The sequence below is a fragment of the Streptomyces sp. NPDC096013 genome (assembly GCF_044763565.1).
Taxonomy (GTDB): Bacteria; Actinomycetota; Actinomycetes; order Streptomycetales; family Streptomycetaceae; genus Streptomyces.
Genome location: NZ_JBIWGK010000004.1, coordinates 602,874 through 616,071, shown reverse-complemented (window position 1 = coordinate 616,071; position 13,198 = coordinate 602,874). Strand labels below are relative to the sequence as shown.

Here is a 13,198-nt window from a genome sequence, read left to right as displayed (position 1 = left end):
CGCACGAAAACGCCGGTGGCGTCCCGCGACGGAGACGCTGTCGCGGGACGCCACCAAGGTGGACGGGGTGCGGAAGGTCAGGCGCCGCGCTGGACCGGGCCGATCTGGGTGCCGACGGCGACCTTGAGCCGGCCCTCGGCGAAGGACTTGCCGGGGATCTGGCCGCCGCCCGGGGTGCGCAGCGTGAACGACGCCTCGTTCGCGGCCTTGCTCCGGGCGTTGTTCGGGACCTGGATGTCGAAGTGGACCGGGTGGCCCGGGCCGAAGGTCACGGCGGTCCGCTGGCCGCCGTAGCTGTGCGGCGTGACCCCGGTGCCCGTGCCGTGGTCGGTGAACCGCACGCCGGTGGGCGAACCGGCGAGCTTGCACGAGGCGTAGCCGCGCGGCGCCGTCAGGGTGACACGGTAGTGACGGTGTCCCGCGCTGGAGGTGTCCGCGGTGATCTTCGCGGTGTGGTTGGCCGGTCGGCAGGCGGAGGGGGCGGCGCTCCCGTTCGCCGCCGGTGCCGCCTGCGCGATCCCCGCTCCTCCGACGCCCGCCAGGACGGCGGCTGCGACGAGGCTGACGGCGATCTTCCGGTTGGTACGCATCAAGAACACTCCTTGCCTTGTTCTATGCCCCTGACGGGTGTTCACCGTCAGAAACATGGTCAACGCCCATCCTGCCCTCACATCCCTATGCGATATGTCCTGGTTCAGTGACAGTTGCCCCAAAGGTTCCTCAAGCATCGCCACGGTCCCCGAACTACCAGACGGGATCGACCAGTTGGTCGTTGCCTCGGTCACCCGGGTTCCGTCGGCGATCAGTTCGACCGTGCGTCCAGGGCGGGTTCAGGCCGTCGGGCGGTGGCTGTGGGCAGCAGTGAGGGGCGAGGCCATGGGTGCCTCGCCCCTCACCGTCTCCCGTTTCCCCGTCACAGGAGCCGTACGGCCGGACGCCGTGACATCGGGTACCCGGCCTGCCAGTGGACCCTCAGCTGGTGGGCATCAGGACGGTGTCGACGATGTAGACGGTGGCGTTGGCGGTCTTGACGTCGCCGCAGACGACCTTGGACGAGCCGTTGACGGTGTAGTTCTCGCCCGAGCCGGAGGTGGTCACCTTCGACTTCTCCAGCGTGGTGAAGGAGCCCTTCTCCAGGTCCTTGGGCGTCAGTTGCTGGCCCACGACGTGGTAGGTGAGGATCTTCGTCAGCTGGGCCTTGTCGTTGAGGACCTTGTCCAGGGTGGCCTTCGGGATCTTCGCAAAGGCGTCGTTGGTCGGCGCGAACACCGTGATGTTCTGGGCGTTGTTGAGAGTGTCGACCAGCCCGGCCTTCTTCACCGCGGCCACCAGCGTCGACAGCGCGGGATTGTTCGACGCGGCGGTGGCCACCGGGTCCTGAGCCATGCCGTCGAAGGAACCGGAACCGCTCTTCGGCACGGCGGCACACCCGGTACCGAGGGGCTGACCGGACGTCGTGGCACCGGCACCGGTCATGCCGTTGTCGGCGGCGGTCGCGGTCGACGACGCCTTGGTGGAGGCATCGGACTTCGCGGAGTCACTGCCGCTGCTGCCGCAGGCGCTGAGGGCCAGCGGCAGCACGGCGGAGGCGGCGAGGACAAGGGCGGTACGGCGCATACGGATGCGGGTGGTCATGGTGTTTCTCCTGTTGCTCGTGCGGCGCGTGCCGGCAGAGGGGGGTGAGAAAGGTCGTACGTGGTCAGCCGGGCCGACTCGTCGAGATGTCCGCGCCGACGTACCGGAATCGCCGTGCGAAAACCGCACCGTGCGCATTCCGGGCCGGGGGATCTGCTCGTCGTCGGTCACGTGGGGAATCCGGTTCCGAATGGCCGCCGGATTGGCCGTCTGCCCGATCTGATGAAACTTTCCCTCAGACCAATCCGGGGAGCGGGGTGGCTACGGATATATGGCCTCCGGAATTGCCGTATCCAGGGAATTGGCGAAAGGGGTTAGGTCCCTCCGGAGCATCGAGCTCCCCGCACCCCGCACCCCGCACGTCGGCCGACAGGGCCGCGCTCCCGATCCCCGCTCACCCACCCCGGCAAGTCGCCCACGCGGGGTGAAATGATCCGGGCGCCATGGATCAACTCCCGTACTCGGCCGCATGGTTGTCACGTTGGCGTGAGGAGATCACGGACGCGGTCGGCGCGATGGTGTCCACCTTCGAGGCGGCACACGGATATCCGCCGGGCCGTAACGAGATCCGCGTCGCCGATGACGACGATCGCCGGGCCGCCCGTGAGTACGCCCGCGAGACGCTGGGGTTCGAGATCCCCGACGCCGATGATCCGCTCGGCGTGGTGATCGGCTCGATTCGCGGAGGCGGGGAAACCCGGTTACCCATGAGCGCGCGGAGCGGCAACCCGCCAGCCGCCCCCTGAGCCTCCTCGGCCAAGGGCGACACGCCAGGCACTCGCGGTCGTTAGCCGTCCGGAGAGTCGTTCTTAGGTGGCGGGAGAGCCGGCATGAGGCAGTTTCCCCTGGAGGCGCTCGACTTGGCGCCCGGGCGGTTGGTGGAGTGGCGGCTTCATCGGACGGGGGAGCGGGGTGGCGGTGCTGGTGAAGGGCTGGTCAAACAGGCCTCGTTCAACCAGGACAAGCACTTCACCGTGGCCGAGGAAGGACGGCGCGAGGACGACGGGTTCTCGTCCTGGCTCGCCGTCACGTTCGAGGTGCCGGGCGCCCTCGACCGGCGGGCGCTGGAGTCCGCGCTGCTGCACTTCGCCCGGCGGCATGAGGTGCTGCGGTGCGAATTCCGGCGCCTGGCCGGGGAGTTGGCGTGCGAACCGCTGCGGCCGGAGGACATCGGACTGACCGCGGTCGACGTAGGGGAATTCGCATCCACCGAGGAGCTCCGGACGTTCCTGGGCGACGGTTTCAAGGAGCAGATCGACACGCTTTCGTGGCCGCTGTTCCTGATGGGGGCCGTGGTCAGGGACGACGTCTCGACGGTGTACCTCGCTTTCGACCACATCGTGTGCGACGGAATGTCGATGCCGAACGTCGTCAGCGACGTCCGCACCGCGTACGCCTCGTACGCGGCCGGACGTGACGTCGTACTCCCGGCTGCCGGGAGTTATCTGGACTTCGCGCAGGAACAGCGCCACCACTATCTGTCCATCAGCGAGTCGGACGGCCGGCTGGACTACTGGAAGTCCTTCATCGCGCGGAACGGCGAGTTCTTCCCGAGGTTCCCGCTGGACCTCGGCATCGAGCCCGGCCGCACCTACCCCACCGTCAACGAGGCGGGCCCGCTCCTCGACGCCCGGCAGACCGCCGAGCTGGAGAGCCGCTGCCGTGCCGTCGGCGGGAAGGCGTTCATGGGGGTGCTGGCCGCCGTGGCGATCGCGCTGCGGCAGGCGGGCGGTCCCGGGGTCTACCGCGGGCTGATGCCGGTCAGCGAACGCGGCCGGGGCGAGTGGCTGCACTCGATGGGCTGGTTCGTGAACACCATGCCCATCGAGTTCTCCGTCGCCGAGGACGAGGACTTCGCCGAGGTGATGGCGAACGTGCGGGCCGGTTTCGCGGAGATGCTGCGCAGCGTCGACGTACCGTTCGTGCGGGTGTGGGAGCTGCTCGCGCCGGACGAGTTCGCCCTGCGCACCTGGCCGTTCCCGGTGAACTTCTTCTCCTACGTCGACATGCGGAAGTGCCCGGGAGCGGAGCACCACGAGGACTGGCGGCCCACGGCCCACGTCTGGGCGTCACGCTCCAACGGGACCTCCTCCTGGTTCCAGCGGGACACCTCCGGCCTGCACATCAACTCGATCTACGCCGACACACCGCGGTCCCGCCGCACGATGACGGACCTGCGCCACAGGCTGCGGCGCGTCCTGCTGGAGATCTCACGCTGCGGCACGATCCCGGCCCAGCGGCACGGGGATTGGGAGTTTCTGCATACCCGCGCGTATTCAAGGTAGGAGCGATGGGGAGGACGGCGGGAGGCCGTGCCGGGGAGTGGCGGCCGGTGACGCGGAGTGCTCGCGGGCCCGGGTCACCCGGTGCGTACGGAATCTTGAGACACGCTTTACGCGCCGCACGCAACTGCCGCCCCCGCAGTCGCTGTCTGACTGTGAGTCGGGCCCGTCAGGGCCGGGGAACCGAGAGAGAGCGGGGCACGTCGTGGGACGGCGCAAGGGCAGCATAGGGATCGCACTCGTGACGGGTGCGGTGCTGGTGGGCGCGAGTGCCTGTGGCGGGGGTGGCAGCGACAAGGCGAGCGGCAACGACGCGAAGGCGTCGGGCAAGGCGACCGTGAGCACCTCTCCGTCGCCGACGAAACCCGCCGGCCCGCCGATGCTGCTGGACACGATCACCCCGCAGACCGGCACCACGGTCGGCGTGGCCATGCCGATCTCGGTGATCTTCACCAACCCGGTGTCCGCCAAGGCGCGTGCCACCGTCGAGAAGCACATGAAGGTCAGCGCCTCGCAGTCGGTGGTCGGCGCCTGGCACTGGATGGGCGACAGGCGCGCCGACTGGCGTCCGAAGACGTACTGGCCCGCCGGCACGACCGTGAAGATCGACGCCGACATGACGGGCGTCAGCAACGGCAACGGCCGCTACGGCGTGCACAACTACACCCACACCTTCAAGGTCGGCGACGACGTCCGCGCGGACGTCTCGGTCACCAACCACACCATGAAGGTGACCAAGAACGGCCAGGCCGTGCGCACCCTGTCGATCAACGCGGGCAGCGCCCAGTACCCGACCTGGGACGGCACGATGGCCGTCATCGACAAGCAGGAGAAGGTCCACATGACCTCCTGCAGCGTCGGCATCAGCTGCGACAAGGGCAGCCCCAACTACTACGACCTGACGCTGCCCTGGGACATCCACCTCACCCAGTCCGGCACCTACGTCCACTACTCGACCGGCGACCCGAACCCCGGTTCCGGCAGCGCCCGTGGTTCGCACGGCTGCGTCCACCTGTCGATGTCGGACGCCAAGTGGTTCTACGGCCAGGTCAAGCAGGGCGACCCCATCACCATCACCGGCTCGCCCCGCGGCAAGGCCCCGGCCGACAACGGCTACGCCGACTTCAACCTCGACTGGTCCCAGTGGCTCGCGGGCAGCGGCTCCGGCGAGGGGACGACCGCCGCGCTGTGACACACCCGTCGACGACTCGGGGCCGCCCCTCGCGAGAGGGGCGGCCCCGCGCCGTATGCGGGCCGGTGTCAGCAGGTGCGGCCCGTGTAGTGAGCGCCCTGGATCTTGCGGGCGGAGCCCAGCCAGGTCGTGCCCCGCGCGACACACCGTTCGTAGTCGCGCGCCCGGGCGACCTCCACCTTGATGACGACCCGCGAGCCGTCGGTGGTGCAGTGGCGGTAGAAGGCGTCGGACCCGGTCTCGTAGAAACCGCAGGGCTCGCCCGAGGCGATGGGGCTCGCGGCGGCCACCGCGCCCAGCGAGGTCAGCACGAGGGCGGCGGCACCGAGGGCGCTGGTCACCGTACGACGAAGACGCAAAGGGACTCCTTGGTCAGGGGAGAGGACGGTCCTGGAAGGGCTGTCGCCGCGGCTCGGCGGACAGCCGTTCCAGGATCGCCGTGCTGACCGGTGCGGTCGGCCGGACGCCGGCGCGTTCACCCGGCGAATCGATTTGTCGCTCCGTCGATCGGATGGTTCCGGCGGCGGGACCGCATGGATCGCCGCCGCACGGAACCGATCGTCGTGCGGTGCGCCGGTCGGCTACGCCCAGCAGCCGTTGACCGTGGCCGCGAGACCGTCGAGGGCGTCCTTGGTGGCGTCCGGAGCGGCCGTGGAGTTGTTCTCGATGAACGAGAAGATCTTCCAGCGCCCGTCCTCGGCCTTCGTCAGACCGCTCAGCGCGATCGCGCCGGTGAGCGTGCCGGTCTTGGCGCTGACCTTTCCTACGGCGCACTTCGAGTCCGCGGTGTCGAAGCGGCCCCACTCCGGGCCCAGCGTCGAACCCGCCTCCCCCGAGACGGGCAGCCCGTCGACGATGTACTTCAGGGTCGGGGCGTTGGCCGGGTCGTCGGCCAGGTCCAGGATGTCGGCGATCGCCCGGGCCGGAATGCGGTTCGAGCGGGACAGCCCGCTGCCGTCGTGGATCTCGTAATCGGCTAGCGATACGCCGTACTGCGTGAGGACCTCGCGGACGACCGCCGTGCCGTCCTCGAAGGTGGCCGGGCGGCCGGCGGCCAGCGCGGTCATCCGCAGCAGGGTCTCGGCGATGTCGTTGTCGCTCACCTTGAGCATGTGCTCCACGATGGCCGACAGGGCCGCGGAGTCGTGCCGCGCCACGGGGACGGCCCCGGTGCCCGCGGTGGCGTGCTTGACCGTCCCGGTGACGGTGACCCCCTGCCCCGCGACGAGCTTCGCGAAGCTCTGACCGGCGTCCAGCGACGTGTCCGTGACATGGCGGCCGTCGACCACCAGCGCGCGTACCGGCGCGACGGAGTCGGGGTAGTAGCCGTCGTTCCAGCCGGTGGCGAGCGTGGGCTCGGGGAAGAGACTGTCGTCGACCGCCACCTTCACCGACGTCAGGCCCGCCTTCTTCAGGCCCGCCACGGCGGTTTTCGCCATCGTGGTGAGGTCGGCGGTGGTCAGGGTGCGGTCCCCGCCTCCGACCAGCGTGAGGGTGCCGTTGTCGTAGACGACCTTCGTGGTGAAGCGGTGACCGGGGCCGAGGATCGTCAACGCGGCCGTGGACGTGCCGAGTTTGGTGTTGGACGCGGGCATCAGCGCCGTGGTCGCGTCATGGCCCCAGATCGGTGTCCTCTCCGTGGAGTCGATGACGACACCGCTGAACGTGCTGCCCAGACGGGTGTCCTGGACCCGGGCGTCGAGATTGGCCGCGATCTTCTGCTCCGCCGGGTCGAGCGTCGCGGTGGTGGCCGTGCCGGCGGTCTGGCCGGCGGCGAAGGCGGAGCCGCCGAACAGGATCGTGCCGGCGACGGGAGCGGCCACGACGACGACGGCGGCGCGGCGGAGCGCCGGACTGAGTGGTCTGCTCTTGCGGTGGCGTCCGCTGATGCCGTCTACGGAAGGGGAGTTGGGCATGCATGCCTCGCCGCGGGGTGTGTGGGTGGGGGACGCGATCCAGTGGATCACGCAAAGGAAACTAACAGTTCCGAAGGCCCCCTCGCCGGGCGATCGGCAAGGCCGTGCCCTTGACGCACATCGAACTGCCCACACGGGGCACGCGAGAGTACGGGACGTGCACCGAGCGTCCGTGTTCCGGACCGTCCGGCGTTACCGGGAGGGCATCATGACCTCGTCGCAGACGCACAAGTGGGGCCTGGGGAGGGCGAGTTCCACCGCCCGGAACCGCGCACCCCGAGAGGCCGAGGGCAAGCGGGCGCTGGCCGTCACGGGCCGCGCCGGATTCGTCGCACGCGGCGTCGTGTACGTCCTCGTCGGCGTCCTCGCCCTTCGGATCGCGTTCGGCGGCGGGGGCCGCGAGGCGGACCGGCAGGGCGCGTTGCAAGAGGTCGCCGCGCAGCCCTTCGGCAAGGCGATGCTGTGGCTGCTCGTCATCGGCTTCGGCTGCATGGCCATCTGGCGCGCCTCCCAGGCGCTGCTCGCCAACGGCCCTCGGAACAAGGTCGGTTCACGCCTGATGAACGGCGGCCGGGCGGTGTTCTACGGCTTCGTCTGCTGGGGTACGGCGTCCTTCGCGGCCGGCACCGGCGGCTCGTCCGGCAGTGACAGCAAGTCGCAGGACTGGACCGCCTCGGCGCTGAAGTGGCCGGGCGGGCGGTGGCTCGTGGGTCTTGTCGGCTGCGTCCTCATCGGCGTCGGTGTGGTCCTCGCGGTGCGTGCCCTGATGCGGCGTTTCCTGCGGAAGCTGGAGACCGGGCGGATGAGCCGCCGGGTGCGGCAGGTCGTCACCGCGCTGGGCGTGGGCGGGGGTGCCGCGCGCGGTGTCGTGTTCTCCGGGGTCGGCGTGTTCGCGCTGGTGGCCGCGATCCGCTTCGACCCGCACCAGGCCAAGGGCCTGGACGCCACCCTGCGCACCTTCGCGCACACCCCGGCGGGGCCGTGGCTGCTGGTCGCCGTCGCTGTGGGCCTGGTCCTCTTCGGCGGCTTCTCCTTCGCCTCGGCCCGCTGGCGGCGCCTGTGAACCCCGGCGCATGACAGCGTCGTAGAACATCTGAAATGGTGTGAAACCAGGAGGTATTCGCGTGACGGGGGCGGTTCGCGGGAAAGTTTTCGGGGGCTCGGCGGAATTGTGAGGTGCGGGGAGACATGCACGGCTCCAATGGGGGCACGCGACGTTCGTCCTGTTCTCCAAGCTAAGGCGGCATCGTGGCTTCCTCCGTGAAGGCCCTCGCGGCAACTGCTCCTGTCCGCACGGGAGCCCCGGAGGTCATCGACGACCTGCCGTGGATCGAGGACGGGGCGAAGGTCGCTCCCAAGGACGCCCGCGCGCTGTCCAAGCTCTTCCTCGACCGGCTCCAGGAGCTGGAGGAGGGCACCCGTGAGTACCAGTACGCGCGGAACACCCTCATCGAGATGAACCTGTCGCTGGTGCACTTCGCGGCGCGCCGGTTCCGCAACCGGGGCAGCGGTGACATGGAGGACGTCATCCAGGTCGGCACCATCGGCCTCATCAAGGCCATCGACCGGTTCGACCTGACCCGCGAGGTCGAGTTCACCTCCTTCGCGATCCCCTACATCCTCGGTGAGATCAAGCGGTTCTTCCGGGACACCACCTGGGCCGTGCACGTCCCGCGCCGCCTGCAGGAACTCCGGGTCGACCTCGCGAAGAGCAAGGAGACCCTCGCCACCGAGCTGGGCCGCACCCCCACGGTGAAGGAACTCGCCGCCCATCTGAAGCTGTCCGAGGACGAGATCATCGAGGGCCTGGTCGCCGCGAACGGCTATGTCGCCGGCTCCATCGACACCCCGAGCGGCGACGACGAGGCCGACAGCGCGCCGAAGTACGCCGACACGATGGGCGACGACGACCCGGCGATGGAGCTCTTCGAGGACCTGCACACGCTCGCGCCGCTGCTCCAGCAGCTCGACGAGCGGGAGCGCGCCATCATCGAGATGCGCTTCGGCCAGGAGCTGACCCAGGCGGAGATCGGCCGCGAGCTGAACCTCTCGCAGATGCACATCTCCCGGCTGCTCAACCGCACCCTCGCCAAGCTGAAGACCGGCCTGCTCCCCACGTGATCCCCCCCCGCCCGACAGACTTCACCGCGCGCGGCCCCGAAAGGATCACTCCGCATGAGCACCACGAGCACCGACCACGATCCCCTGCACCAGCCCGCCGCACCGATCGTGACGGAGCCGGTCCCCGACCTCCAACTCCAGCTGCTGGTACGGCTGATCGCCCAGGACGCGCAGGCGGCCCTGCCCATCACACTCACCGTCGGAGGCGCCTTCCTCCACGGCGACCTGATCTCCCACGAGGCATGGACCACCGACTGGGCGCGCAGCCTGCACGGCATGGAGGGCTCCGGAGCCCAGCTGCTGGAGCGGTTCCCGCAGCAGGTCGACGAGGTCGTCGAGGACCGGCAGGGCGGACCCGTCCCGCAGCGCCTGCCGCAGTGGATCCACCTGCGCGACGCCACCGGAGTCGCCGGAAACGGCGGGACCGTCGTCATGCCGCTGTGGCGCGGGCGGCTCACGGACGTCTCCGGCTGGTCCCTCGGCAAGCCACAGCAGGCCTGAACGCGTCGGCACGGGTGGGTTTCGACGGGTGGGGCGGGACGCGGTCTGTGAGGATGAGCCGCATGGGTGTGCGGAGCAGGAACCACGTGACGGTGTCGGGCCGGGCCGGAGGGCCGGTCGTGATGCCGGCGCACGGGTTCGGGTGCGGCCGGCGCATGTGGCGGCTGGCGGTACCGCTCCCGGAACACGACGTGCTCGCCCCCTCGCCGTGCTTCATCGGCGACCCGGCGACCGGCTACCGCGGCGGATTCAGCGCCGAGGACATCGACGAACTCCTGGAATCGCCGGACGCGAACCACCTCGGCCGGTCGGGCGCCTTGGCGCCGGTGATCATGGGCAACCCCGAACGCCCGGAACGGGGCGAGGAGTTGACCAACAGCTTCTGCCGCACCGATCCCGACATCGCCCGCGTCACCGACTTCGTCCGAGCCGTGCGCTGATGGGCGGCGACGGCGAGAGCGGCGATCACCGGGCGCCCGAGAGACCCCACGGGACAGCGCCCGGCAAGTCGCCCGGTGTCGACCACGCGGCGTTCTCCGCGCTCCTGGAGGACAGCGCCGAGGACCTGTACGAGCACGCGCCGTGCGGCTTCCTCTCCACCCTGCTGGACGGCACCATCGCCAAGATCAACACGACGCTGCTCGACTGGCTCGGCTACGACCACGGCGACCTGGTGGGCCGCAGGACCTTCGCCGACCTGCTGACCGTGGGCGGCCGGCTCTACCACGAGACCCACTTCGCCCCGCTGCTGCGCATGCAGGGCGAGGTCAGCGGCATCGCCCTCGAACTGAGGGCGGCCGACGGCGCCCGGCTGCCCGTGCTGGTCACCTCCACCGTCAAGACCGGCGGCGACGGCCGGCCGCTGCTGATCCGCACCACCGTCTTCGACGCCCGCGACCGCCGCGCCTACGAGACGGAACTGCTGCGCGCCCGCCAGCAGGCGGAACGCGAACGCGAGGAGCTCAAGCGCCTCAACGTCACCCTCCAGCAGACCCTGCTGCCCCCGGCCCTCGTGAACGTGCCGGGACTTGACGTCGCCGCGCACTACCACGTGGCCTCCACCGACATGGTCGGCGGCGACTTCTACGACCTCTTCCCGCTCTCCGCCGGCACCTGGGGACTCTTCCTCGGCGACGTGTGCGGCAAGGGCGCCGCGGCGGCGGCCGTCACCTCGCTGGCCCGCTACACCCTGCGCGCCGCCGCCGTCTACGACCCCGACCCGGCCGCCGTCCTCAGCAACCTCAACACCGTCCTCAGCCACGAGTACAACGGCCACGACCCCCGGTTCTGCACCGTCGTCTTCGGCCTGCTCACCCCCGAGGGCGACCGCGGCGGCTTCCGCATCACCCTGGCCAGCGGCGGCCACCCCCCGGCCCTGCTGCTGCGCGCCGACGGCAGCGCCGACCCCGTGGAGACCCCCGGCGGACAGCTCATCGGCGCGCTGCCCGACGCCCATATCGCCACCGCCACCGTGCACCTGGCGGCGGGCGACACCCTCCTGCTGCACACGGACGGCCTCACCGAGGCCCACCCGGACCGCACCGGCGAGGGCGACCGCTACGGCGACGAGGCCCTCCTCGACTTCGCCCGCGCCCTGGCCCCCACCACCGCCTCAGCGGCCGTCGCCGCGATCCGCGACCTGCTCGACACCTTCGGCACCGGCGTCGACGACGACACCGCCGTCCTCGCCATCAACGTGCCCCGACCCACCAGCGAAGAGCAGCCGTGACCCAACTCGCCATCCGTACCCGCACCACGCCCGCCGGCCCCGTCGTCGAACTGGCCGGAGAACTCGACTACGACAGCTCCTCCGAGGTGCGCGACCTGCTGCCCGCGCTGGCGCTCCACGACGGCCAGCAACTCGTCGTCGACCTGGCCGGTGTCACGTTCTGCGACTCCAGCGGCATCACGGCCCTACTGGCGGCCCGCAATCACGCCCTCGCCGCCCGGGCGACCATCGCGCTGGCGGCGGTCCCCGCGCACGTCAGCCGGATCTTCCGAATGGTCGGCCTCGACCGGGTCTTCCCCGCCCACGCGACCGCGCGGGAGGCGGAAGCGGCCTGGACACCGCCGGCCGCACACCCCTGACGCGTCAACGGGCCAGGTAGAAACGGATGGTGGTGCCGTCCGGAGCCGTGTGGACGCGGACGAGATCGGCGACATGGTGCACCAACAGCAGCCCCCGCCCGCCGGGCTGGTCGCGTGACGCCGGTCGCCGGCCGGCCAGCGCGTCCTTGAACTGCCCCCGGTCCCGCACCTCGCAGACGATCCGCTCGTCCTCGGCCCAGATCCGCAGCGTCCCCGAACCGCCGCCGTGCAGCACGCTGTTGGTGGTCAGCTCCGCGACGGCCAGGGTCAGATCCTGAAGCCGTACACCCGCCAGGCCCAGCCGCTCGGCCTCCTGCACCGCGAAATAGCGGGACTTGGGGAGTTCGCCCGCGTCGAACGCGACGGACGCGGCGCCCGGCGGATGGGGGAGCGGCTCGTTGTAGCGGGCGATCACGCCCCGCGGATCGTAGGCGGCGCTGGGCAGCCGGGTGTCCCCCTCGATGAGGACCGGATGGGTGGCGTGGGCGTCGGCCAGCACTCCGGGCGCCAGCCGGTCCGCGTCGTACGGGCACAGGATCGTCACGTCACGGTCCGCGAACGCGGAGTTGATGAGCGCCCCGTGCTGCACGCACGCGGGGTACTCGGCGGCGCTGCGGCCCGGCCAGATCGGTTCCCCGATGATCCGCACCCGGCGGTCGGTGTGGGCGTCGGCGAAGGCCCGCAGCACGCCCGGGATGATCCGCCCGGGGTTGCGCCCGACCTCCGTCATGTCGAGGAACCGCACACCGTCGGCGCCAACTCCGAGTCCGGCCCTGATCAGGTCGAGTCGCGGACCGGGAACGGCGACCGCGACGGCCTCCCCGGCGGCCAGTCCGTCCCGCACGAAGGGGACTGTACCGGCGGTGTACTGCTCCTCGCCGCGGTAGAACAGCGCGGGATGGACGAACGCTCGACCCTCGGTGGCCGTACTCATCGCACCGCCACCTCGATCCTTGTCGGGCCGGGACAGGACATGTCCAGGACGTTGCGATGACAAGGCGGACGGCGGTCACCGCACCGGCAGTCTACGGGGGCGGCGGAAACGGGGTGGGGGCACCGACGGATTGTCGGTGCCCCCACCCCGCGGTACGCCAGGTGTCGATCAGATGCGCGGGTTGCCGTAGTAGCCGCCGACCTCGTCGCGGTAACCGGGATCACCCACGTGCTTGTCCTTGTCGAACTCCGGGGAGTTCTTGATCTCTTCCTTCGTCCGGTCGACGTGGATCGTCCGCTCGGCGACGTCGATGGACGCGATGGTCCCGACGGGCAGCAGTACGTGCTTGCCGAAGATCCACACACCGGTGTCGACCACGATGTACATCGCGCCGACGTCCTCGGAGTGCTTGTCGACCTTGCCGATCGAGCCGTCGGTCGCCTCGACCTTGAATCCGGTCAGATCGGTACCGGCCTGGTGACCCGACTCGGCCTGGTAGTCCCACATGTGGTCCGCCATGTCAAACCTC

General features: G+C 70.3%; 14 protein-coding genes and 1 pseudogene. 9 read left to right on the top strand and 6 right to left on the bottom strand.

Features of this window, described 5'->3' with window-relative positions:
* Nucleotides 1-77: 77 nt before the first annotated feature.
* Complete coding sequence (locus tag ACIRB1_RS17485; RefSeq protein WP_403466123.1) at nucleotides 78-590, bottom strand: DUF4232 domain-containing protein; 513 nt, start codon at nucleotides 588-590, stop codon at nucleotides 78-80.
* A 382-nt stretch (nucleotides 591-972) separates the two neighbouring features.
* Nucleotides 973-1,635, bottom strand: a complete 663-nt coding sequence (locus ACIRB1_RS17480; RefSeq protein ID WP_403466122.1) for a fasciclin domain-containing protein — start codon at nucleotides 1,633-1,635, stop codon at nucleotides 973-975.
* A 443-nt stretch (nucleotides 1,636-2,078) separates the two neighbouring features.
* Here ACIRB1_RS17480 and ACIRB1_RS17475 point away from each other — a divergent pair, with 443 nt between their 5' ends.
* The 3 genes from ACIRB1_RS17475 (at nucleotide 2,079) to ACIRB1_RS17465 (ending at nucleotide 5,109) form a co-directional block, all read left to right on the top strand.
* Nucleotides 2,079-2,381: a hypothetical protein gene (locus tag ACIRB1_RS17475; protein ID WP_403466121.1), complete on the top strand. Its 303-nt coding sequence runs from the start codon at nucleotides 2,079-2,081 to the stop codon at nucleotides 2,379-2,381.
* 84 nt (nucleotides 2,382-2,465) lie between these two features.
* Entirely contained in the window at nucleotides 2,466-3,920 is a 1,455-nt protein-coding gene (locus ACIRB1_RS17470; RefSeq protein WP_403466120.1) for a condensation domain-containing protein, read from the top strand.
* 202 nt (nucleotides 3,921-4,122) lie between these two features.
* Entirely contained in the window at nucleotides 4,123-5,109 is a 987-nt protein-coding gene (locus tag ACIRB1_RS17465; RefSeq protein WP_403466119.1) for an Ig-like domain-containing protein, read from the top strand.
* A 68-nt stretch (nucleotides 5,110-5,177) separates the two neighbouring features.
* Here the strand turns inward: ACIRB1_RS17465 and ACIRB1_RS17460 are convergent, their stop codons facing one another.
* Nucleotides 5,178-5,450: a DUF6355 family natural product biosynthesis protein gene (locus ACIRB1_RS17460; protein WP_403466223.1), complete on the bottom strand. Its 273-nt coding sequence runs from the start codon at nucleotides 5,448-5,450 to the stop codon at nucleotides 5,178-5,180.
* 240 nt (nucleotides 5,451-5,690) lie between these two features.
* Complete coding sequence (gene dacB / locus ACIRB1_RS17455; RefSeq protein ID WP_403466222.1) at nucleotides 5,691-7,025, bottom strand: D-alanyl-D-alanine carboxypeptidase/D-alanyl-D-alanine-endopeptidase; 1,335 nt, start codon at nucleotides 7,023-7,025, stop codon at nucleotides 5,691-5,693.
* Between the two features lie 208 nt (nucleotides 7,026-7,233).
* On the opposite strand from dacB, the gene ACIRB1_RS17450 reads away from it, so the two are divergent.
* The 6 genes and pseudogenes from ACIRB1_RS17450 (at nucleotide 7,234) to ACIRB1_RS17425 (ending at nucleotide 11,735) form a co-directional block, all read left to right on the top strand.
* Entirely contained in the window at nucleotides 7,234-8,088 is an 855-nt protein-coding gene (locus tag ACIRB1_RS17450; protein ID WP_403466118.1) for a DUF1206 domain-containing protein, read from the top strand.
* A gap of 182 nt (nucleotides 8,089-8,270) precedes the next feature.
* The gene (locus tag ACIRB1_RS17445; protein WP_403466221.1) at nucleotides 8,271-9,146 is read left to right on the top strand and encodes an RNA polymerase sigma factor SigF; all 876 of its coding nucleotides are present in this window, start codon (nucleotides 8,271-8,273) and stop codon (nucleotides 9,144-9,146) included.
* Nucleotides 9,147-9,200: 54 nt separating this feature from the next.
* Complete coding sequence (locus ACIRB1_RS17440) at nucleotides 9,201-9,647, top strand: hypothetical protein (protein ID WP_403466117.1); 447 nt, start codon at nucleotides 9,201-9,203, stop codon at nucleotides 9,645-9,647.
* A gap of 62 nt (nucleotides 9,648-9,709) precedes the next feature.
* A pseudogene (locus ACIRB1_RS17435) lies at nucleotides 9,710-10,060 on the top strand (alpha/beta fold hydrolase); the annotation flags it as partial.
* Between the two features lie 26 nt (nucleotides 10,061-10,086).
* On the top strand, nucleotides 10,087-11,376 hold the full coding sequence (locus tag ACIRB1_RS17430) for a PP2C family protein-serine/threonine phosphatase (protein ID WP_403466116.1): 1,290 nt from the start codon (nucleotides 10,087-10,089) through the stop codon (nucleotides 11,374-11,376).
* Complete coding sequence (locus ACIRB1_RS17425) at nucleotides 11,373-11,735, top strand: STAS domain-containing protein (RefSeq protein WP_352178981.1); 363 nt, start codon at nucleotides 11,373-11,375, stop codon at nucleotides 11,733-11,735. The genes ACIRB1_RS17430 and ACIRB1_RS17425 overlap by 4 nt, the downstream gene beginning before the upstream one ends.
* Before the next feature lie 4 nt (nucleotides 11,736-11,739).
* Here ACIRB1_RS17425 and ACIRB1_RS17420 read toward each other — a convergent pair whose 3' ends face one another.
* Both ACIRB1_RS17420 and ACIRB1_RS17415 read right to left on the bottom strand, forming a co-directional pair.
* Entirely contained in the window at nucleotides 11,740-12,669 is a 930-nt protein-coding gene (locus tag ACIRB1_RS17420; RefSeq protein ID WP_403466115.1) for an anti-sigma factor RsbA family regulatory protein, read from the bottom strand.
* Between the two features lie 168 nt (nucleotides 12,670-12,837).
* On the bottom strand, nucleotides 12,838-13,188 hold the full coding sequence (locus tag ACIRB1_RS17415) for a PRC-barrel domain-containing protein (RefSeq protein ID WP_352178979.1): 351 nt from the start codon (nucleotides 13,186-13,188) through the stop codon (nucleotides 12,838-12,840).
* Between the last annotated feature and the right edge of the window lie 10 nt (nucleotides 13,189-13,198).